Here is a 22,432-nt window from a genome sequence, read left to right as displayed (position 1 = left end):
TGGACAACCGCGCCCGCACCGGCCTTAACCGCGACACCACCGGTGTCGTCGCGGCCGAGTGCACCCTCGAAGCAGGCCCTCCGATCGGACGTCTTCTCCGATGACCCGACCCCTCACCCCTCGGCGGCGTCGGTCGATCCACCTCGGCGTCCTCGTCGGTTACGCGGTGATCGTGGTGCTGACGGTGTTCTACCTGGACGAGCTCCCGTGGTTGCGCGGCGCGGTCGGTGGTCTGGGCGGTGCCCTGCTGGCGTCCGCCGTCGCGAAGTGGGCGAAGCGCCGGAAGTGGCGGGAGGGGGTGACCGGCGACGAAGCGGACGGGTGAGCGGCGCCGGGGCTACCGGGGGTCGGGGAGTGCGCGGCGGACGCTCAGGGGGCGGATGTCGGGCCACAGACGACCGATGCGGTCCAGGCATTCCTCGCGGGGGCCCGTGACGCCGATTTCCCGCCAGCCCGCCGGGAGCGGGCGGTCGGTCGGCCAGATCGAGTGCTGTTCCTCGTCGTTGACCACGACGGTGTACTCGGGCACGGTCACTCCTGGTCGATGAGGGCGCGCAGCGCGGCCTTGTCGGTTTTGCCGTTGGGGTTGGTCGGCCACTCGGCCAGCAGGACGGTGCGGCCGGGCAGCATGTACTCGGGCAGGCGGGCGGCCAGGACGGCGGTCAGTTCCTCCTCGCGCCCGGGACCGGTGTCGTCCAGCTGCACGGCCAGGGTCAGGGTGGGGCCGAGCACCGGGGCGTCGAAGACCCAGGCCGCGGAGTTGCGGGCCCGGGGGTGTTCCAGGGCGGCGCTCTCCAGTTCTCCCAGTTCGATGCGGAAACCGCGAACCTTGACCTGGTCGTCGTCGCGGCCGATGAAGCGCATGAGGCCGGTGGCGTCCTGGCTGATGATGTCGCCCGTGCGGTAGAGCCTGCCGTAGACCGGATCCTCGACGAACGACGCTGAGTTGGCCTCCGTGCCGACGTAGCCGAGTCCGACGCCGCAGCCGCCGATGTAGAGCATTCCCGGTTCGCCGGGCGGGCACTGCTCGCCGTTGTCGTCCACGATGATCGCGATCTCGCCCGGCAGCATCCGACCGACCGGCGCGGCGCCGGTGATGGGCCGGGGCAGTTCGTGGATCACCGTGAAGATGGTGGTTTCCGTCGGCCCGTAGGCGTTCCACACCACCGCCCCGGCGTCGAGCAGCAGGGAGACCAGGGTCGAGGTGAGCAGTTCGCCCGCGCAGATCGCCAGCACGTCGCGCAGGCAGTCCGGGCGGAGCGTCACCAGCATGTGCATCCACGTCGGAGTCGCCGCCACCCAGCCGATCCCGTGGTCCCGCACCAGATCGGCGATCGCGTCCGGGTCGACCCGTTCCGCGGGGTCGGCGAGCACCACCGTGCCACCGGAGGCCAGCGCGTACATCATGTCGAAGACCGAGACGTCGAACGTCTGCGCGCACACCGCGAGTCCGACCGGACGCGCGCGCAGGGCGGGCCGGGCGAGCAGGGCGTTGACGGTGCCGGCGAGACCGCGGTGGGACAGGGCGACGCCCTTGGGCCTGCCCGTCGAGCCGGACGTGTAGATCACGAAGGCCGGGTCGTCGGCGCGGGTGGTCGACGGGTCGGGCAGCGGCTCGTGGCGCGCCGCCTGGTCCACGTCGAGCAGTTTCATGCTGGGCGAGGTCTCCACGTCGCCCTTGGCCAGGGTGACGCGCACCCCCGCCGTCGTGAGCATGTGCTCCTTGCGCGCCTCGGGGAGCCCGGGGTCCAGCGGCAGGAACGCGGCACCGGCGAACCACACCGCCAACGCGCTCGCCACGTAGTCCGGGTCCCGCCGCGTGCACAGCGCCACGATGTCGCCCTGGCGCACGCCGTGTTCGCGCAGTGCGCCCGCGATCCGGCGGGCCCGGTCGAGCAGGACGTCGTAGGTCACCGCCCACGCGGTGGTGATCACGGCGGTCCGGCCCGAGGAGGCCGCGGCGGCCCGTTCGATCAGGGCGGGCACCAACCCGCCGAGCTGCGCTGGTCCGGTCACTGGACGGCCTTTCCCTGTGCCTGCTCCGGAACGGTCGGGTCCGTGCTCTCGGCGAGCCGCCGGCGCGCCACCTCCGCGATGCCCGCCACCGTCAGGTCGCCGAGCAGGTCCGGCAGCAACAGCCGGACCCCGACCGCCTCCGAGACCCGCACGACCATCTGCATCAGGCCCATCGAATGGCCGCTCAGCCCGAAGAAGTCGTCGTGGGCGCCGACCTCGGTGACGTCGAGCAGCTCGCGCCAGATGTCCGCGACGGCCTGCTCCAACGGGGTGTTCGGCGCGCGCGACGGTGTCGTGGCGGTGGGCGTCGGCGGGCGGGGCAGCCGGGACCGGTCGAGTTTGCCGCTCGTGGTGAGGGGCAGCTCGGGCACGCCGGCGGCGACCGCGGGAACCATGTACGCGGGCAGCAGCCGGGCGGCGTGCTCGCGCCAGTCCTCGGGAACGCCCGGCGTCAGGTACGCGACCAGATGTCCGTTGTGGACGATCACGGCGGCCCCGGTGATGTCCGGGTGTTCGGCGAGCACCGCGACGATCTCGCCGGGCTCGACCCGGTAGCCGTTGAGCTTGATCTGGTCGTCCAGCCGGCCCAGGTAGTCCAGCGTGCCGTCGGGCAGCCGGCGGCCGAGGTCGCCGGTGCGGTACAGCCGCGCGCCCGGCTCGGTGGAGAACGGGTCCGGCACGAAGCGGTCCGCGGTTCTCGCCGGGTCGCCGAGATAACCCCAGGCCACCAGCGGGCCGCCGATGTACACCTCGCCGGGTGTGCCCGCCGGCACCGGTCGCCCGGTCGGGTCCAGGATGTGGATGCCGGACCCGGCGAACGGCCGACCGATCGACACCGGTCCGCTCAGCGCCGGGTCGGTGTCCCACGCCGTGCAGCCGACGGTGGCCTCGGTCGGGCCGTACTCGTTGACGATCCGCACGCCGGGGAACGTCTCCGCCGCCCACGCGACGTCCTCGCCCGCCAGGGCTTCGCCGCTGGAGACCAGCACCCGGGTCGTGGCGCGGATGTCCGTCCGGTCGCCGGCGGCGAGCATCCGCAGGTGGCTCGGCGTGGCCTTGACCGCCGCGTAGGCGATCGGCTCGGCGAGCGCGGTGCCGAACGCGACCCGGTTGTCCGCGCTGCGCACGACGACCACCGTGCCGCCGGCGACCAGCGGGCCGAGCAGGCTCGTCACGGTCAGGTCGGCGCCGATCGTCGCGTACAGCGGCACCGGGCCCGTCAACTCCAGTTCCCTCGCCGCCCACCGCAGGTAGTGGCCGGCCGAGGCGTGCGACACGGCCACCGCCTTCGGCTCGCCGGTCGAGCCCGAGGTGTGGATCACGTACGCCAGGTCCTCCGGCCGCAGCCCGGGGTCGGCGAACCCGGCGGCCGGGTCGGTGAGGTCGGCCGCGTTGAGCGTCGGCCAGTCCGGCACGGGACCGGCGGTGGTGGTGATCAGGTGGCCGCGGCCGAGTCTGCCGAGCATCCGGGCCAGTCGAGCCGGCGGCACGGTCGGGTCGGCGAGCACCACGGCCGCGCCGGCCAGGAGGCCGCCGACCACGGCGAGCAGCAGGTCCGCGGAGTGCTCGTGCACCACGGCGACGAAATCGCCGCGGCGGACTCCCCGTTCCCGCAACGCCCGCGCCCAGCGGCCCGCCCGGGCCAGCAGGTCCGCGTAGCCGATCTCCTCGGCGCCGTCCCGGATCGCGATCGCGTCCGGTGTCCGCGCCGCGACCTCCGCGAACAGCTCCGGCAGGGTGGCCGGCGCGTCGACCCCCACCGGGTCGACCGTCCACGCCCGCTCGCCCGGGTCGCTCAGGTCCGCGTCCCGCCAGGGCGCCGCCGGGTCGTCCGCGATCGCGTGCAGCACCCGGAGGTACAGCTCGCGGATCGAGGCCACCTGGCGACGGCCGACGCGTTCGGTGTCGTAGTCCAGCGCCAGCAACAGATTCGCGTCGACCGGGCTGAGCAGGAAGCCCGCGACCAGGCCGATGTTGGTGGGCTCGGACCGGTCGGAGGCGAACGAGTCGATCTTGTCGTCCACGATCCGCGCCCGGCCCGACCGCAGGGTTTCGGTCATCGCGTGGAAGTGGTTGTAGATGAACGACACGTCGAACTTCGCGGCGTCGCCGACCTGGCGGATCACCTCGAACAGCGGGTAGCGGCAGTGCGGGAGCAGGTCGATCTCGGCGGCCAGCGCCGCGCGGCACAGGTCGGCCCAGGTGCCGTCGGGCAGCGGCAGCCGCAGTGGCAGCGTGTTCAGGAACAGGCCGCGGGTTTCGGTCGCGCCGGGCTCGTCCAGCCGCCCGTTCATGGTGACGCCGCTGGTCGGGCTGTCCGTGCCGTACACCAGGCCGACCACGCGCAGGTGCGCGGCCAGCAGCAGGCTCTTGAACGGCACCTCCAGCGCTGCGGCCGTGTCGAGCAGGCGTGCGGTCAGCTCGCCGGGGAGCTTGGTCTCCAGGTAGCCGAACCGGCCGGTTTCCGGCTGCTCGAACGACCACTCGTCACGCGCGCCGTGCCCGCCGTCGGCGGTCGGGCGGTCGGTCCACGTCGGCAGCCGCTCGGGTTCCCGGTCGCGCAGGCGTTCCCAGTACTCCCGCGATTGCGCCGCCCGGCGCGCGGTCAGCTCGGCCGCGACGTAGTTGCGGTACCGCGACCGGGGCCGGGGAAGCGGCGGGGTGTCGGGATCGTCGACCAGGGCCACGTACCGGTCCAGGATCTCCGCGATCATGGAGTGCAGGCTCCAGCCATCCTGGATGGCGTGGTGCTCGGTGAGCGTCCACTGGAAGTCCTCTTCGGACAGTCGCGAGAAGGAGAACCGGAGGAACGGCGGCGCGGCCAGCGAGAACCGGTTGCGGCGTTCCCGGCGCAGCAGCGCGCCGAGGTGGGCGCGGCGGTCCTCGTCCGACAGCTCCCGCAGGTCCTCGAACACGATCGGCAGGGTGGCCTCGGCGTGCACGAGTTGCAGCGGTTGGCTGTAGCGCTCGAAGTCGAACGAGGTGCGCAGGTTCTCGTGCCGCGCCACGGTGTCCTGCACGGCCTGGGCCAACCGCTCGGGCGCCCAGGGTCCGCGAACCCGGAAGCTGTCGACGTTGTGGTACGGCAACCCCTCCGGGTCGCTGTCCATGTGGTAGACCATGCCGGCCTGCAACGACGCGAGCGGGTAGGCGTCGATCGCGGTCTCCGGCAGTCGGGCCCGGTCCCGGTCGCCGATCAGCGAGAACGGTTCACCGGCAGGGGTTTCCGGTGGCGTGACGGTGCCGGCGTGCGCGGCGACGGCACGGATCGTCGGGTGTTCGAAGATGTCCTTCACCGTCAGCCGGATGCCGTGCTCGGCGGCGCCCCCGACGACCTGGAGGCTGCTGATCGAGTCGCCGCCCACGACGAAGAAGCTGTCCGTCACGCCGATGTCCTCGCGCCCGAGCACCGTGCGCCAGATGGTCAGCAGGGTGCGCTCGACCTCGGTGCCCGGCGGCTGCGGCACCCTGGTCGGACGGGCGGGGCCGGTGGTCTCGAGCAGGGCCTGCCCGTCGACCTTCCCGTTGTCGGTCAACGGGATCCCGGCGACCTGGTGCAGCAGGTGCGGGATCATGTGCGCCGGCAGGGTGCGGGCGAGTTCCTCGCGCAGCTCCTCGACCCCGAGCGCGGTGGGCGCGGTGAAGTACGCGTGCAGCCGGAGGTGGTCGCCGTCGCGGCGCAGCAGCACGGCGGCACCGGTCACGGCCGGGTGCGCCAGCAGCGCGGCGCGGATTTCGGGCAGCTCGATCCGGAAACCCCGGACCTTGACCTGCTCGTCGGTCCGGCCGACGTAGTGCAGGAGGCCGTGCTCGTCCCGCCACGCGTGGTCGCCGCTGCGGTAGAGCCGCGCGCCGGGTCGGCTCGGGTGCGGCACGAACCGCTCGGCGGTCAACCCCGGGCGGCCCCAGTAGCCGTGCGCCACGCCGTGCCCGCCGACGTGGATCTCGCCGACCTGGTACGGCGCGACCGGGTGCCCGGCGTGGTCGAGCAGGAGGATCTCGGCGCGGGGCATGGGCACGCCGATCGGGCCGGCGCTGCGCTCCTCGTCGGCGGTGAGCTCGTGCACCGTCACGTGGACGGTCGTCTCGGTGATGCCGTACAGGTTCCACATCCGGTGCCCGGGGTGCCGGGCGCGCCACCGCCCGACGGCGTCCAGCTGCACCTGCTCGCCCGCGAAGACGATGTGCCGCAGGGACAGCGCGTCGGACACGCCCGCGTCGGCGCTCTCCAGGGTGCGGAACGCGGACGGCGTCTGGTTCAGGACCGTGACCCGGTGGTCGCGCACGAGCCGGCGCAACGCGGCCGGGTCGCGCGAGGTGTCCTTGTCCACGACCACGAGTCGGCCGCCGGTGGTCAGCGCGCCCCAGATCTCCCAGACGCTCACGTCGAAGGCGTAGGAGTGGAACGCGGGCCACACGTCGCCCGCGCCGAACCCGATGCGCTCCGCGCCGACCTCGACCAGGCTCGTCACGGCGGAGTGCGGCACCAGCACGCCCTTGGGAACCCCGGTCGAGCCCGAGGTGTAGATGAGGTAGGCCGGATCGCCGGGATCGACCGGCACGACCGGTGCCGTGGTCTCGGCGGGCGCGCTCACCACCGGCAGGTCGGTCAGGCCCAGGGCCGCCACCCTGTCCCGCGCGCCGACGACCAGCGCGGCGGCGCCGTCGGTGGCCTGGAACCGGGCGCGGGCCGCGGGCAGGTCGGGTTCGATCGGCAGGTAGGTCAACCCGGCGGAGAGCACGCCGAGCAGGGCCGCGATCGTCTCGCCTGCCCGGTCGACCAGCACGGCCGCGTGCGCACCCCGGTGCACCCCGGTCGCCAGGATCGCGGCCCGCCACCGCCCGGCGCGCTCGGCGAGTTCGGCGTAGGTCCACCGCCGGTCGCCGTCGACCACGGCGATCGCGTCCGGCGTGCGCGCCACGCTCGCCAGGACGGCCGCCGGAATCGTGCCGACGTCCACTGTGGACAGTGCGCTCGGCGCGTTCTCGGCGAGGGGGATCCGGTCGAGCGCGGTGCTGGTCGCGGCCTGGAGCAGGGTGGCCCAGGACTCGATCATGGCGTCGACCAGCGGCCGGTCGGCCAGCGCGGTGTCGTACTCGACCTCGAGGACCACCTCCGTGCCGGCCTGGAGCAGGGTCCAGGTCATGCCGAACTTGGCCGTCGCCGTGTGCACGCGCAGTCGGCGGGCCGGCCGCCCGGGCGTGAACTCCGGCGCGGGGCCGTCCTCGTGCATCCCGAACAGCAGCCGCACCAGGGGCGCGGTGTCGTCGTCGGGACGCACCCGGGAAGCCAGGTCGCTCAACGGGATCGCGGCGTCGTCCACCGCGTCGTACACGGTGTCCGCTACCTCGACGGCGACCTCGGCGAACGGCCGGCCGTCGGCGGCGGCGAGCGGCAGCGCGACGGTGTTCGCCAGCATGCCGACGGTGTCCTGGCGCTCCGGGCTGAGCCGGTTGTGCGCGGGCGTGCCGACGAGCACCCGATCCGTGTCGCCGAACCGGCGGGCGACCTCGCCGAACGCGGTCAGCGCGGCCACGTAGGGCGTGACGCCCGCCGCCGCGGCGGCCGCGGTCAGGGCGGTGACCCACTTCTCGGGAAGCGTGACGACGACCGTCGTGCCGAGGCCGGACAGCGCCGTGCCCAGCGCCGCGGTGGGTCGCCACGGCTCCGGCAGCGGACTGCACGCGTCGACCCGGCGGCGCAACGCGGCCTGCCCGGCCTCGCCGGACAGCAGCTCCCGTTCCGCCGTCACCAGGTCCGCCGGGCTGATCGCGTCGCGCCGGGACGTGCCCTCGCGGTACGCGGCGGCCAGGTCGGCCAGCAGCAGCTCCACCGACCACCCGTCGACGAAGGCGTGGTGCCACACCAGGACGAGCAGCGCCCGGCCGTCCGGCAGCGGGTACTGCTCGATCCGCCATGCGGTCGCACCGCGCCGGGCGACGGCGGCGGCGATCCGCTCGGGGTCGACCTCGTCCGCCACGACCGGGCCGCGGTCGACCGACAGCGCACTGTGGACGGTCTGCTCCGGGCGGCCGTCGCGCACCGACAGCACGGTGCGCAGCGCGGCCCGGGACCGGGCGACCGCCAGCACGGCGTCGGCCAGGCGATCGGCGTCGAGGGGTTCGGCCAGCAGCAGCGAGACCGGCACCGCGTACCGGGCCGACGGGCCGGAGAGCTGCTCGGCGAACCAGATCTCCCGCTGGGCGGCGGTGAGCGCGAACGGCTCGCCCTCGGGATCGCCCGGCACCAGGGCGAACGCCTCGCCGGTCGGCGCGCTCATCGGGTGACCATCCGGCCGACCTCGGCGCGCAGCTCGCGCGGGATGGTGACCAGGTGGGCCGCGACCCTGACCTGGTGCGCGAAGTCGGGCACGCCGTCCGCGCGCGACAGGACCAGCGCGCAGAGCGAGTCCACGGTGCGGTCGCCGAGCAGGTCGCGCGGGCTGACGGCGACCGAGGTGAGCCGGGTCAGCTCCGCGGCGGCGCGGGCGGCGGTCAGCGACGTGCAGCCCGCCATCAGGAGGCTCTGTCCCGGCGCCGGCTCGCGGCCGAGCTGCTCGGCGATCACGGTGGCGACCACGGTCCGGACCAGCGCCGCCGGGTCGACCGCGGGGGGTGCTCCGTTCGTCAACGGTTCTGCTCCGTTCTGCGCGGGGGCCTCGGCCAGCGCCGACAGCGCGGCGGTGTCCAGCTTCCCGTTCCTGGTGAGCGGCAGCTCGGGCAGGGCGATCACCCTGGCGGGCACCAGGAACGCGGGCAGCGTGCGGGCCAGCTCGGCCCGGAGCCGGTCACCGTCCACAGTGGAGGTTCCCGGCGTGGTGAAGGCGACGATCTCCCGGGTGCCGGTCGGGGTGCGCGGGGTGAGCACGGCGGCCCGACCACCGGTCACCGCGCGGATCGCGGCCTCGACCTCGGCCGGGTCGACCCGGTGCCCGGACACCTTGACCTGCCGGTCCACCCGGCCCAGCAGGTGGATCGTGCCGTCGTCGGCCACCGCGGCCAGGTCGCCGGTGTGGTAGATCCGCTCGCCCGGCGCTCCCCACGGGTGCGGCCGGAACCGGTCCGCGGTGCCCGCCGGGTCGGCGTGGTAGCCCAGCGCCAGCCCGTCGCCCGCCACGCACAGCTCGCCCGGCCAGTGCGGCGGCACCGGGTGGCCGTACCGGTCCAGGATCCGGACCTCGGTGTTCGCGATCGGCGTGCCGGCCGGTACCGCGCCGGTGGGCGGGGTCGTGATCGGGTGCGTCGTGACGAACACCGTCGACTCGGCCGGGCCGTAGCCGTTGATCAGCGCGCCACCACCGCCGGTCAGGTGCCGGGACACGTGCTCCGGCGACAGCGCCTCGCCGCCGACCATCAGCCGCCGCACGCCGGCGAGCGCGTCCGGGGCGTGGTCGACCAGCGCGGCGAACAGCGCGGCCGACAGCCACAGGGTGGTGATGTCCTTGGTGCGCAAGGAGTCCGCGAGGCGGTCGAGGTCGAGGCCCTCGTCCGGGTGCAGCACGCAGGTGCCGCCGTTGAGCAGCGGACCCCAGGTTTCCAGGGTGAACCCGTCCCAGGGCAGGGCCGCGACGTGCAGCATGCGGGTGTCCGGCCCGAAGCCGCCGAACTCCTGGCCGTCGAACGTGCGCACCGTCGCGCGGTGCGGGGACAGGATCGCCTTGGGCGTTCCGGTCGTGCCGGAGCTGAAGAAGACGCAGGCCGGCGCCGACGGGTCGACCCGCGCCCAAGCCGACCGGTCCGCGTCCTCGACCGGGTCGGCCGTCACGGGCAGCACGGGCACGCCGAGGTCGTCGGCCCCGTCGGTGAGCAGCAGCCGCACCTCCGCCACGCGCGCGATCTCGCGCCGCCGGGCCACCGGGGTGGCGGGGTCGAGCAGCACGTAGTGGTGGCCGGCGGCCAGCACGCCCAGCACGGCCGCGAGCAGTTCCGGCGACCGCGCGGCGGCGATGGCCACCGCCGAACCCGGATCGGGCAGTGCTTCGCGTACGCGCGCGGCCACCTGGTCGGCGGCCAGCTCGAGGTGCCGGTAGGTGACCCGCCGGTCGTCCTGCTCGACGGCGACGTGCTCCGGGTGGCGCGCGGCGACCTCGGCGAACCGCCGGTGGATCGAGGTGTCCCGGTCGTAGGGCACCGCCGGGCCGACGAGCGCACTGTCCACAACGGAGCCCAGGCCCACGCCGCGAATCGGCCGGTCGGGGTCGGCGACCAGGGTGGCGACGGTGTCCAGGATCAGCCGTTGCAGCCGGGCGGCGTGCTCCGGGGTGCTCGACTGGCGCAGGTACTCGACGTCCAGGCCGATCTCCGCGTCGTCCTCGAACAGCAGCAGCGTGATCTCGAACTTCGCCGTGCCGTTGTGCACCAGGCGAGGTCGCACGTCGACGTCGGGCAGGGTGAACTCGCGGAACGGGGTGCCCTGCGGGGCGAGCACCACGGGCGGCGGTGGCCGCTCGCCCTGGTCGAGGCCGGGTCGGGCCAGCGCGTCGGCGACCCCGGCGGTGACGGCGGCGACGAGCGAGCGCAGCGTGTCGTCCGGGCCGACGGTCGTGGCCACCCGGTCCAGTCGGACCCGGTGGCCGTCGGCGATCGTGGTCGTGCCGCGCGGTGACACCGGGAACGCCAGGCTGACCGGCTCGCCGTCGCCCAGCCGGTCGGCCACGACGGCGACGCCCGCGTGCACGACGCTGAACACCGTGCCGCCGCACGCGGCCGCGGCCGCCCTGATCGCGGTCGACTGCTCGGCGGTCCACCGGCCGGGCCGGTACCCGCCGCGCACGTCGGTCGGGTCGGTGCGCGGGCGCTGCCCCCACAGCCTGGTCGACTCGCCGTCGTCCACCAGGTCCACAGTGGACTCGATGGGGTCCGGAGTGGACGGATCGGCGGCCGGCAGGCGTTCGCCCCGGTACGCGGCGGCGATCGAACCCAGCAGCGAGCGCACCGCGAGCCCGTCGAAGAACAGGTGCGGCACGGCCAGCACGAACAGGGTGGTGCCCGGGCCGGTGCTCGCCAACCCCACCCGCACGGTCGGCCCGTCGTGCACGTCGATCGGCTCGGCCACCAGCCCGGCGGCCCACTCGGGCGACGGATCGGTGGACTCCCGCAGGTCGACCCCGAAAGTACCGCGCCGCACCGAGTCGTCGGCCGCGAGCCGGGCGACCGCGCCGGACTGGGTCGCCGCCGCCGAGCCGATCGCCGCGCGCAGCCGGTCGAGCGACAGCGGCCCGGACAACTCCGCCGCGACCCCGATGGTGTACACCCCGACCTCGGGGGTCAACCGCATCGCGGCCAGCATCGCCCGCTGCGACGGGGAGAGCTCCTCCGTGAGCGGTCCGGCGGCGGTCACCGGGGGCTGCTCCAGCAACGGGAAGCCGGGCAGCGCGGCGGCCAGCGCCTCGGCCGTGCGGAACTGGTGCACGGCGTTGATCGGCACCGCCCGGCCGAGCCAGCGGCGCAGCACGACCGCCACCCGCGTCGCGGCCACCGAGTGCCCGCCCTCGGCGAAGAAGTCCTTGTCCGGAGCCAGTTCCGGCCGGCCCAGCTGCTCGGCCAGCACCCGGGCGACCTCGGCGGCGGTGCTCATCGCGCGGCCTCCGCACCCGTCGGGCGGAGGTAGGCGCGCCCGAGGACCAGGCCGTCCAACCCGGCGTGGAGAACGGTCGCCACCGCCTCCCGCGGCGTGCGCACGATCGGCTGCCCCTGCACGTTGAACGAGGTGTTGAGCACCACCGGCACGCCGATCCGCTCCTCCAGCGCGTCCAGCAGCTCCCAGAACCGGAGGTTGTGCTCCCGCCGCACGGTCTGCACCCGCGCGGTGCCGTTGACGTGCGTGACCGCGCCCAGTCCGGCGGCGTGTTCCGGCCTGGTGCGGGTGAGCACCACCATGTGCGCGTACTGGTCCTCCGCGCCGGGCTTGATCTCGAAGAACTTGGCCGCGGACTCGGCTTTCGCGGCCGGCGCGAACGGCCGGAAGTCCTCGCGCTTCTTGATCCGCCGGTTGACCTGGTCCCGGGTCGCGGCCGACCGGGGGTCGGCCAGGATGCTGCGGTTGCCCAGCGCGCGCGGCCCGAACTCCATGCCGCCCTGGAACCAGGCCAGGATCCTGCCGTCGGCGAGCTCACCGGCCACCCGCGCGGCCAGCGCCCGGTCGTCGGCGAACTCCTCCACCAGGAAGCCCTCGGCCGCCGCGGCGACCTCGAGCAGGGTGTCGTCCGGGTAGGCGTCGCCCCAGTAGGGCATGGTCATCCGCACCCGGGGGTGTTCGGCGGACACCGCCAGCGCGGCGCCCAACGCCGCGCCGTCGTCGCCCGCGGCGGGTTGGACGAACACCTCGTCGTACAACCCCGAGTCCACGATCCGGCCGTTCGCGGTGCAGTTCAGCGCCACCCCGCCGGCCAGGCACAGCCGGGCCTCGCCGGTGGCCGACCGCGCCCACGCGGCCGTGCGCAGCACCAGTTCCTCCACGCGGCGCTGCAACCCGGCGGCGATGTCCTTGTGCCGCTGGGTCACCTCCTCGCCCGGCCGCCGGGCCGGCCCGAAGAGCTCCACCAACCCGGCCAGCGCGCCCTCGTGCAGGTCCTGGCCGCGGCGGTCGACCTCGCGGGTCAGCAGCGGGATCACGTGGCCGCCGTCCGGCGCGGGTCGCACCAGGTCGGCGAACACCGCGCCGAACCGGTCGGGGTCGCCGAAGGACGCCAGGCCCATCACCTTGTACTCGTCCATCGCGGGCAGGAACCCCAGGTGGTGGGTGACCAGGCTGTACAGCACGCCCAGGGAGTGGCTCGCGGACACGGTCCGGATCGGGTGCAGGCCGGTGGCGTCGGCCCGCAGCACGGTCATGCTGTCTGCTTCGCCCATGCCGTCGCTGACGATCACCACGGCGCTCTCGAAACCGCTGAGGTCCACCGCGCTGTGCGCGTGCGCGCGGTGGTGCGGCACGGCCGTGAAACGGTCCGGTGTCGGGCCGACGAACGCGCGCCACAATTCGTGCTGCCGTTCCGGCCGGTACAGCGCGGCGAATTGCCCGGCGGCGTCCTCGTCCAGTTCGGCGGTGTCCGGGTCCAGCGCGTAGTGGAACGAATGCGCCACCACGTCGAGGTCCGCCGCGGTGATCCCGGCGGTGCGCAGGCAGTACTCGACGGCCCGGACGGGGAAGTCGCCGGTGCCCTTCTCGCCGGTGAACCGCTCCTCGGCGGCCGCGGCCACGACCCGGCCGTCACGCACCAGCGCGGCGGCGGAGTCCAGGCCCTGGGTCAGGTGCAGCAGTCGGGGATCCGCGTCGGGATACCGGTCGCGCAACTGCCGCAGGCTGCCGTGCAGGCCGCTGTAACCCAGTACGTACGACATCGCCGCCCACTCCGCATCCGTTCGCCCACAAGGTCTCGGTAGTACTGCTTCGCGCACAGCACAATTGCCGTCGACGTCAAGGAAGGGCCGGGGTAAAACCAGGCCGAAAATGGTCCGGAGGGTACGGCTCGTTATTGTTCCCGGCTGGTGGAGCTTTACTGGGGCGAGGCTAAGCGGCGGCCGTTTCGGCTGTCAACCCCGCGTGCGGGGGAGGGTTGTGCAACCCGAAGTCCGGCCACGACCGCGCCTGCCCGGCGGCGGCCGGCCATGATCGACTGGTCGCCGAAAGCCATTTGCGCGCGACGACCGTGAAGGATGGATCGTGACCACGACTCGCTCTGAACTCGAATCCGGCGTGGGTTCGACGAGCACAACCCGGGGTCGACGTGAATCGCCCTGGAAAGAGGCGCGGATCATCTGGGCGCCGTCCTTGGCGGTATCGGTCACCTTTTTGGCGCAACTGTTCATCGCCCTGGTCGAAACGTCGATCGTGTCCCGGACCGGTTCCCGGCAACTCGCCGGAGTCGGTATCGCCGCCGGGGTGTACGCGCTGTTCTTCCTGTTGGCGATCGGCACCGTCACCTCGATGACCCCGCTGGTGTCGGAGGCGTACGGGCGCGCGGATCGGGTCGTGATGAGGAAGATCGCGCACCAGGGGCTCATCCTCGCGGCCGGCGCGGGCGCGGTTCTGGCGCTGGTCCTCGAAGTCTTCTCGCCGGTGATCGTGAGCCTCGTCGGTACCCGCGAGACGGCGGAATTCTCGGTGGACTACCTGCGCGGCGCGGCGCTCGGTCTGCCGTTCTGGGCACTGTACGTGGCCGTGCGGTGCATTTCGACGGCGGTGGGCAGATCCGGGGTGGGAACGGTGGTGCTGTGGCTTTCGGTGCCCGTGCACGCGGTGCTCTGCCTGGCTCTGGTCCGGGGCGCGGGGTGGATTCCCGCACTGGGGCCGTTCGGCGCCGGCCTCGCTTTGGCGGCCACCCCGTCGATGGCTTTGCTGGCGACCTGGACGCTGCTGAGGCTGGTCAAGGTCGGCGTGCTCGCGGAACTGCTGCGGCTCCCCGTCGCGTTCGACCGCCGGCAGTTCCGGCGAGTGGTCGGCCTGGGTACTCCGTTTGCCTTCCGCATCGCCATCCGGGAGGGCGTGCTGCCGATCGCGATGCTCATCGCGGCGCCGCACGGAATTCTCGTGGTGACCGTGCAGGTGGTGATGGCGAAATTGAGCGAGTGGGGTTCGTCGCTGGGTTTGGGGGTGGCGACCGCCGTCGGGTCGCGGGTCGGTTACCTGGACGGCGCCGGCGCGCGGGACAGGATTCGGGTCGCGATCACCGGCGGGGTGCTGTGCGCGATCCTGTACGGGCTTTTCCTGAGCGCCGGCCTGGTGGTGTTCGGCGACGGGTTGACCACCGTGCTGGTCGGCGCCGAGTTGGCGGGGAACCTGGGGTCGGTCTGGCAACTGGTGTGGCCGGTCACCGTCTGGCTGTTCGTCATCTGTCTCCAGGCCCCGTTCGTCGGCGCGCAGAGCGGGTTGCGCGACGGGGCGGGCGGGCTGGCGTGCGTGCTCGTCGGCGAGTGGGCGATCGGCCTGCCGTCCGCCTATTTCCTGGCCGAGTCCCTGGACACGACCGTGGTGGGGATTTGGCTCGGCCTCTCGATCGGTGAACTGGCGACGCTGGTCCTGTACTGGATCCGCATCGAGTTCCTCCTCACCCGGCCGAAACGGGGCGGGAACGTCCTGGCCGCGTGACGGCGTCCGGGAGGCGGCCCGGACGCCGTACGGGGATCAGCGCCAGCCGAGGGCGGGCGCGACGTGGGTGAGGATGTTGTCCAGCACGTGGGTGTTGTAGTCCACGCCCAGCTGGTTGGGCACGGTCAGCAGCAGCGTGTCGGCTTCGGCGATCGCCTCGTCCTCGGCCAGCTGATCCACCAGGGCGTCGGGTTCGGCGGCGTAGCTGCGGCCGAAGATCGCCTTGGTGTCGGCGTCGATGTAGCCGATCTTGTCGGAGCTGCCCCGGTCGGCGCCGAAGTAGGCGCGGTCGAGGTCGCTGGTGAGCGCGAAGATGCTGCGGGACACCGAGACCCGGGGTTCGTGCTGCCAGCCCGCGTCCGCCCACGCCTTGCGGAACGCGCGGATCTGCTCGGCCTGCTGCACGTGGAACGGCGCGCCGCCCTCGTCGTTCTTCAGCGTCGAGCTCATCAGGTGCATGCCCTGCTCGGCCGCCCACACGGCGGTCGCGTTGGAACCCGCGCCCCACCAGATGCGGTCGCGGAGCCCGGGGGAGTGCGGTTCGAGGCGCAGCAGGCCGGGCGGGTTGGCGAACATCGGGCGCGGGTTGGGCTGCGCGAAACCCTCGCCGCGCAGCACCTCCAGCAGCACCTCGGTGTGCTTGCGCGCCATGTCGGCCTCGGTGTCGCCCTCGCCCGGCCGGTAGCCGAAGTACCGCCAGCCGTCGATCACCTGCTCGGGCGATCCCCGGGAGATGCCGAGCTGCAACCTGCCGCCGCTGATGAGGTCGGCCGCGCCGGCGTCCTCGGCCATGTACATCGGGTTCTCGTACCGCATGTCGATGACGCCGGTGCCGATCTCGATGCGCTCGGTCTTGGCGCCCACTGCGGCGAGCAGCGGGAACGGCGAGGCCAGCTGCCGGGCGAAGTGGTGTACCCGGAAGAACGCCCCGTCCGCGCCCAGCTCTTCGGCGGCCACGGCGAGGTCGATGGACTGCAACAGCGTGTCGGAGGCCGTCCGCGCCCCGGAGTGGGGGCTGTCGGACCAGTGCCCGAAGGACAGGAAGCCGATGTTCTTCACACCGGGGTCAACGCCCGGCCGGGCTGGTTGATTCCTCAACTACCTGACCGGGGCGCGTGGGGCGGCGTCGCGATGCCGGTGCCGGGTCGCTACCGGAGGTGGACGTCGTGGCGGGACGGGGCGTTGAGCTTGCGGCGGACCTTGACGACGTACTCCTCCACCGTGCGGCGGGAGAGGAAGAGGGCCTGGGCTATTTCCTGATTGGTGTGGCCGCTCGAGAGGAGGCGGGCCACGTCCTGTTCGCGGGGGGAGAGCGCGGTTCCGTAGCCGCGGCGGCCTCGGGGGGACGGGGTCGCCGTTCCGGCGCTGCGGATCCCGTGGCGGCAACGGGCGGCGTCGACTGTCGCGCCCAGGGTGTCGTAGGTGGTGGCCAGGGTGGCGAGTGAGGTCGTGCCGGCCTGTTCGGCCAGTTGGGTCGCGCGGTAGCCCAGGCCCAGGTCGTGGTGCCGGGCAATGGCTTCCCGGTAGAGCGCCGGAGCTTCGCCGTCGCCGTCCGCCGCCGCCAGTCGCGCGCGGCAGGCGGTGAGGGCGGCGTGGGCCAAGGGGGCGTCCACCCCGGTCAGGCCGGTGGTCGCCTCGGTCAGCAGTCGGCGGGCGGCGTCCGGCTCGTCGGTCGCCAGGTAGCAGTCGACGGCCTGGGGGAGGATGTCGCCCGACCAGGCCCAGGCGCCCTTGTGGCGCAACGTCGTCACGCCGCGGTCCACGTGTTCCCGGGCGTCGACGGGCTTGCCCCGGCTGAGCAGCATGCCCGCCATGCCGCCGGCCGCCGAGATGCCGACCGGGAAGGTCATCGGGTGGGTGCCCGCCGCCGCGCGGAACGCGTCCTCGGCGAGCACCCACTCGCCGCGGGCGGCCGCCAGCCACCCCCGCGTCAGGTTCAGGTCGGTGGTCAGCAGCAGGTTCGCGTAGGCGCCGACCAGGCGGTCGATGCGCTCCTCCAGACCCGACCACCGGCCGCCGAGCCAGTCCAGCCGCACCGCCGTGGCCTCCGCGGTGCCGACCACGTACGACGCGGAAACCCGTTCCGCCAACGTGATCCCGTTGCGCAGGAACTCGCGCGCCCGCGCGTAGTGCCCGATCCACGAGCACGCGTCCGCCAGGTTGCAGTGCGCCCGGGCCAGGTGGTGGATCTCGTCGGGGTCGCGCACGTCCGCGACCGACGGCAGCCGGGCGATGCGCTCCCAGGTGCTCGGGTCGCCGACGACGAGCCGCCCGCCCAACGTCGTGGCCAGCATGGCGGTGCGCAGGGCCTGGGTCGGCAGGTGGTCGATGATCTTCTCCACCCGGCGCAGCGCGGCCCGGTGCTCGGTGAGGGACGCGGTGCCCAGGTACGGTCCCGCCACGGCCGCCAACCCGCGCACGACGCGTTCGGGCTGGTCGCCGAGCAGGTCGACGGCCCGGGCGATCTCCTCCGCGCCGCGGTCCACCGCGCCGGTTTCCCGTTGCAGCAGCAGGCCGAACCACAGGTGCACCTCGCCCCGGACGTCCGGGGTCAACCTCGGGTCCGCCAGCACACCCTCGACGCGCGCGGTCAGCGGGCCGCCGGGCAGGCCGGTCAGCGCGTAGCCGCACAGCTTGCCCGCCAACCGGTTCGCGTCCGCGGCGCCCAGGTCCCGGTCGGCCAGCAACTCGGAGAGCAGGTCGACCGCGGTCGGCACGTCCTTGACCTCCTCCGCCGCCTCGGCGGCGAGTTCGCCGTAGCGCAACCACTCCGCCTTCAGGTCCGCCGCCCTGGCGTGCGCGGCCAGCCGGGCGAGCGGCGGGTGGTCGAGGGCGGACAGCACCGCCACGGCGCGCGCGTGCAGGTCCCGCCGCCGCGGTCCGGGCAGCGCCGCGCACACCGCGCGTCGGGCGAGGGACGCCCGGAAGCCGAACCGGTTCGGCGGGTCCTCCACGAGCACACCGGACGCCAGCGCCGCGATCAGGTGCGCCCGCGGTTTTCCCGACACCGCGCCGAGAACGCCGGCGGTGTCCGGGACGCCCAGCACGGCGGCGGCCTCGGCGACGGCGCGCGCGGCGGCGGGCAGTGCGCGCATCCGCTCCGCGACCGCGTCCGCGACGAGGACCGGCACGTCGATCGCGTCCAGGACCCGCCGGTCACCGGTCCGCACGTCCCGCGCGGGGTCGGGCAGCGCGCGCACGGTTTCCTCGACCACGAAAGGGATTCCGGCCGTCGCGCGCAGCACGGCGCGGGCGAACGGTTCCGAGGTGACCTCGGCGCCCACCAGCGCGTCGACCAGGGCGCGCACCCGCGCCGCGTCGAAGGGCCGCAGGACCACGTGCGGGACGGGAAAAGCCTGGCCCAGCGGGCTTTCCGCCTCGCGCCGGCAGGTCGCCACGACCGCCAGACCCGGCGGCGGGTCGCCCAGCACGTACCGCAGCACCCGCCGGGTGTCCTCGTCCGCCCAGTGCAGGTCCTCGAGCACCAGCACGGTCGGGCCGAGGCAGCGCAGCAGCTCGCGCACGGCGCGGAACACCCGGTGCCGCTCGGCGGCCGGGTCGCCCAGGGCGCGCGGCGCGGGCGGCAGGCGGTCGGCGAGTTCGGGCAGGTGGTCGCGCAGCGCGCCGGTCACCGGGCCGGGGTCGCGCAGCCGGTCGCCGCACCGGCTGAGGCAGTCGAGCAGCACGCCGTACGGGAACGGCTCGGGCAGCGGTTGGCACGCGCCCACGACCACCCGGGCGCCCTCCGCGCGGGCGACCGCGGCGAACTCGGCGACCAGCCGGGACTTGCCCACCCCGTGCGGTCCCTCGACGAAGACCGCGGCCGGCGGGTGCCGCACCGCGTCCAGCACGGCGGCGAGCTCCGCGTCCCGGCCGATCATCGGCGCCGCGCCGGTCCGGAGTGGGTCGAGGCCGCCCATGCTCGCTCCCGTCCGCCGGCGCACCAGGAATGCCCGTGAGGATAGGTCGGCCGGGCGGGGTGCGGTAACCCCCGGGATTTCACCCGTACCCCTACGGGTCGTCACCACACTTGTTCCGCCTCCCGCCAGGCCGAAGGGTGATTCCCGAACGGCCTGATGTGCGCAAAACCCTGCCTGGCCGTTCGACCGCACGATGGAGGAATCGATGCACGAGCGCGGAAGACGATGGGTGTCGGGAGTGTTCACCGTGGCGGTCACCGCGGCCGCGGTGGCGGCGACCGCGGGCGGAGCCGTTGCGCAACAGGCGGAAGCGGCCGTGACGCAGGCCGAGGGGCATTACGCCGGGCAGTACATCGTGGTGCTGAAGTCCGGCGCGCAGGCCGCGTCCGGTGGTGGGGCCGCGACCCTCGCCCAGCGGTACGGCGGTCGCGTGACCGACACGTACTCGGTGACGCTGAACGGGTTCGCGGTGCGCGACCTGTCCGAGCGGCAGGCGCGGCGACTGGCCGCGGACCCGTCGGTGAAGTCCGTGTACCAGGACGGCACGACCAGGGCCACCGGTGAGCAGTCGGACCCGCCGTCGTGGGGCTTGGACCAGATCGACCAGCGGACCACGACGTTGGACAAGAAGTACGCCTACCCGAACTCCGGCGAGGGCGTGACGGCCTACGTCATCGACTCCGGTGTCGACGCCGGGCACCCGGAGTTCGAGGGGCGGGCGAGCTCCGGCTACGACTTCGTGGACAACGACACCGACGCGAGCGACTGCTACTGGCACGGCACGCACGTGTCGGGGACGATCGCGGGCAAAACCGTGGGCGTGGCCAAGAAGGCCAAGGTCGTGGCCGTGCGCGCGTTGGACTGCAAGGGTTCCGGCCCGGACTCGGCGACGGTCAGCGCGCTGGAGTGGGTGGCCAAGAACGCGGTGAAGCCCGCGGTGGTGAACATGAGCCTCGGCACGGACGTCGTCGGCGTCGGTGACGAGCAGGTGAAGGCGTTGGTGGCCAAGGGGATCGTGGTCGCGGTGTCGGCGGGCAACGCGGGCCAGGACGCGTGCGGCGTGAGCCCGGCGCGGGTGCCCGAGGCGATCACCGTGGGCTGGTTCAACAAGGACCGCACGCGGGGCGGCAACTACGGGAAGTGCATCGACCTGTTCGCGCCCGGCGGCAACGTCTACTCCAGCGACAACACCGGCAAGTACCGCAACGGCAGCGGCACGTCGATGGCCTCGCCGCACGTCGCGGGCGCGGCGGCGCTGTACCTGTCCGCGAACCCCTCGGCCACGCCGCAGCAGGTGAGCGAGGCGCTGGTGCGCTCCGCCAGCCCCGACCTGATCTCCAACCCGGGCGCGGACTCACCGAACAAGCTCCTCTACGTCGGCGACATCGGTGGCGGCACGCCGCCCAAGTGCGCGGCCAAGGGCAACGACGAGGACGTGGCGATCCCCGACGCGGGCGCGGCCGTCGGCACGTCCGTGAGCCAGGACTCCTGTGCCGGCAAGGCGTCCGCCACCCTCGCGGTGCGGGTGGACATCGACCACGGCTACACCGGCGACCTCGCCGTCGACCTGGTCGGCCCGAGCGGGACGGCCTACCCGCTCAAGCGCGCCGGCGGTGTCGGCGAATCCGCCGGTGTGCACCAGAACTTCACCGTCGACGCGTCGCGCGAGGACGCGAACGGCACCTGGAAGCTGTCCGTGAAGGACGTGTACAAGTTCGACACCGGCACCCTGACCGGCTGGTCGATCACGTTCTGAGCGGCTTTCGAGAACCCTGCTGTCGAAGGAGAACCGTGAAAACACGACTTGCCGCCGTGGTCGCCCTGACCCTGGCCGCGGCAACCCTGGGCGTCACGAACGACGCGGGCGCCGCGCCCGACCGGATCAGCGTCGCGGCCACGCCGACCGACCAGCTGCGCGGACCCGACGCGGGCGCGCAGATCGTCAACGGGCAGCGCACCACGGTGAAGGAGAACCCGTTCGTCATCGCGGGGATGCGCGTCGGCGGCGGCGGTCCGCAGGGCCAGTCCTGCACCGCCTCGGTGGTCGCCAAGCGCAAGATCGTCACCGCCGCGCACTGCATGATCGACGCCGTCGGCGACAAGAGCTACATCTACGGCGACGACGACCTGAACACGCCGGGCGACGAGACGTTCCGCACGGCCGTGACGTCGTTCAAGACCCACCCCAAGTACAGCGGCAACGGCGGGTGGCGCACCGGGTACGACGTCGCGGTGGTCACGACCGCCGACGACCTGCCCGTGCCGGAGGCCCAGTGGGCCAAGGTGGCCGGGTCGGGCGACACCGCGCTGACCCAGCCCGGGAAGTCCGGGTACTCGCTCGGCTACGGCAAGACGTCGTCGGGCGGCGGTTCGGGCGAGCTGCGCAAGACCACGTTGCCGGTGAACGACCCCGCCGGCTGCCAGGTGTTCGACATCAAGGTCAACGGCGACCTGATGGTGTGCACCGGGTACGACGACGGGCGCACCGCGAACTGCTCGGGCGACAGCGGCGGACCGTTCATCGTGGACGGTGTGATCGTCGGTGTGTCGTCCTGGGGTTCGAGCAAGTGCGACCGGTACAGCGTCATGTCGCGGCTGACCAACGAGATGGGCGACTGGGCCCGTGGCGAGATCGGCGGAACCCAGCCCGGTGACGGGAAGTTCTCGGTGGCGCTGTCGCCGACGTCCGGCAAGGTCGAGGCGGGCAAGTACGTCTCCACCAGCGTCACCACCAAGGCGGGCGACCAGGGTGCGGAGAAGCTGGAGCTGAGCGCGTCGTCGCTGCCCGCCGGTACCACCGCGACCTTCCAGCCGGCGACGGTGAACTCCGGTGACGTGGCCAAGATGACGCTGCACACCTCGGCCACCACGCCGGCCGGCGTCCACAAGGTCACCGTCACGGCCAAGGCCGCCTCCGGCTCGAAAACCGCCGAGTACGCGCTGACGGTGGGCGACGGCGGCACCACCACCGGCCTGAAGGTGACGGCCTCGCCGAACACCGGTTCGGTTCCGCCCCGCGGTTACGCCAACGCGACGATCACCGTCGCCGGCGGCACCGGCCAGATCCGGCTCACCGCCACCGGTGTGCCGTCCGCGCCGACGTTCTCGCCCCCGACCGTCAACCCCGGCGGCACGTCCCGGATGACGGTCATGGGCCCGGCGGAGCGCGGCACCTACAAGGTGACGATCACCGCGACCGACGGCACCGGCAAAACCGGCACGGCGGAGTACACCCTCACCGTGAGGTGATCTCCGGCCGCGACACCCGTGGAGCCCGTGCCCGCTTCGGCACGGGCGCCACGGCGTCCCCCCCCGGGGGGGCCCGGCGGGGGGTCCCCCGCCCCCCCCGCGCCGTGCCGCACCGGACGGCGCCCGTCGCCGTCGGGGCAGCGCCTTCGACCGGTTGCTG

11 protein-coding genes are annotated in these 22,432 nt (G+C 73.5%); 4 read left to right on the top strand and 7 right to left on the bottom strand.

All coding sequences use genetic code 11. The features are described from left to right. Nucleotides 1–100 precede the first annotated feature (100 nt). Nucleotides 101–325 carry a hypothetical protein gene (locus AB0G50_RS25785; protein ID WP_360113062.1) on the top strand — a complete coding sequence of 75 codons (225 nt, stop codon included), beginning with the start codon at nt 101–103 and terminating at the stop codon, nt 323–325. A 12-nt stretch (nt 326–337) separates the two neighbouring features. On the opposite strand, the gene AB0G50_RS25780 is transcribed toward AB0G50_RS25785, so the two are convergent. The 5 genes from AB0G50_RS25780 to AB0G50_RS25760 are packed head-to-tail and all read right to left on the bottom strand — an operon-like array spanning nt 338 to nt 13,356. Next, nucleotides 338–535 (bottom strand): MbtH family protein, encoded by a 198-nt coding sequence (locus tag AB0G50_RS25780; RefSeq protein WP_360113060.1) that lies wholly within the window; start codon nt 533–535, stop codon nt 338–340. Continuing rightward, a complete protein-coding gene (locus tag AB0G50_RS25775; RefSeq protein ID WP_360113058.1) occupies nt 532–2,016 on the bottom strand; it encodes an amino acid adenylation domain-containing protein in 1,485 nt (494 codons plus the stop codon). Before AB0G50_RS25775 ends, AB0G50_RS25780 begins: the two co-directional genes overlap by 4 nt. After that, nucleotides 2,013–8,297, bottom strand: coding sequence for an amino acid adenylation domain-containing protein (locus tag AB0G50_RS25770; protein WP_360113056.1), 6,285 nt, complete (start codon nt 8,295–8,297; stop codon nt 2,013–2,015). Before AB0G50_RS25770 ends, AB0G50_RS25775 begins: the two co-directional genes overlap by 4 nt. Further along, the gene (locus tag AB0G50_RS25765; protein ID WP_360113054.1) at nt 8,294–11,593 is read right to left on the bottom strand and encodes an amino acid adenylation domain-containing protein; all 3,300 of its coding nucleotides are present in this window, start codon (nt 11,591–11,593) and stop codon (nt 8,294–8,296) included. The genes AB0G50_RS25770 and AB0G50_RS25765 overlap by 4 nt, the downstream gene beginning before the upstream one ends. Further along, nucleotides 11,590–13,356, bottom strand: a complete 1,767-nt coding sequence (locus tag AB0G50_RS25760) for a carbamoyltransferase C-terminal domain-containing protein (RefSeq protein WP_360113052.1) — start codon at nt 13,354–13,356, stop codon at nt 11,590–11,592. The genes AB0G50_RS25765 and AB0G50_RS25760 overlap by 4 nt, the downstream gene beginning before the upstream one ends. Before the next feature lie 451 nt (nt 13,357–13,807). On the opposite strand from AB0G50_RS25760, the gene AB0G50_RS25755 reads away from it, so the two are divergent. After that, nucleotides 13,808–15,103 carry an MATE family efflux transporter gene (locus tag AB0G50_RS25755; RefSeq protein WP_360113050.1) on the top strand — a complete coding sequence of 432 codons (1,296 nt, stop codon included), beginning with the start codon at nt 13,808–13,810 and terminating at the stop codon, nt 15,101–15,103. Nucleotides 15,104–15,139: 36 nt separating this feature from the next. Here AB0G50_RS25755 and AB0G50_RS25750 read toward each other — a convergent pair whose 3' ends face one another. Both AB0G50_RS25750 and AB0G50_RS25745 read right to left on the bottom strand, forming a co-directional pair. Next, complete coding sequence (locus AB0G50_RS25750) at nt 15,140–16,162, bottom strand: LLM class flavin-dependent oxidoreductase (protein WP_360113048.1); 1,023 nt, start codon at nt 16,160–16,162, stop codon at nt 15,140–15,142. Between the two features lie 89 nt (nt 16,163–16,251). Continuing rightward, a complete protein-coding gene (locus AB0G50_RS25745; protein WP_360113046.1) occupies nt 16,252–19,023 on the bottom strand; it encodes an AAA family ATPase in 2,772 nt (923 codons plus the stop codon). Between the two features lie 238 nt (nt 19,024–19,261). On the opposite strand from AB0G50_RS25745, the gene AB0G50_RS25740 reads away from it, so the two are divergent. Both AB0G50_RS25740 and AB0G50_RS25735 read left to right on the top strand, forming a co-directional pair. Then, nucleotides 19,262–20,779 (top strand): S8 family serine peptidase, encoded by a 1,518-nt coding sequence (locus tag AB0G50_RS25740; protein ID WP_360113044.1) that lies wholly within the window; start codon nt 19,262–19,264, stop codon nt 20,777–20,779. 35 nt (nt 20,780–20,814) lie between these two features. After that, entirely contained in the window at nt 20,815–22,272 is a 1,458-nt protein-coding gene (locus AB0G50_RS25735) for a trypsin-like serine protease (protein ID WP_360113042.1), read from the top strand. The last annotated feature ends 160 nt before the right edge of the window (nt 22,273–22,432 follow it).

Source organism: Actinosynnema sp. NPDC020468 (assembly GCF_040642015.1).
Lineage (GTDB): Bacteria > Actinomycetota > Actinomycetes > Mycobacteriales > Pseudonocardiaceae > Actinosynnema.
Note: the sequence above shows the minus strand (reverse complement) of the source record. Positions and strands in the feature narration are given on the sequence as shown.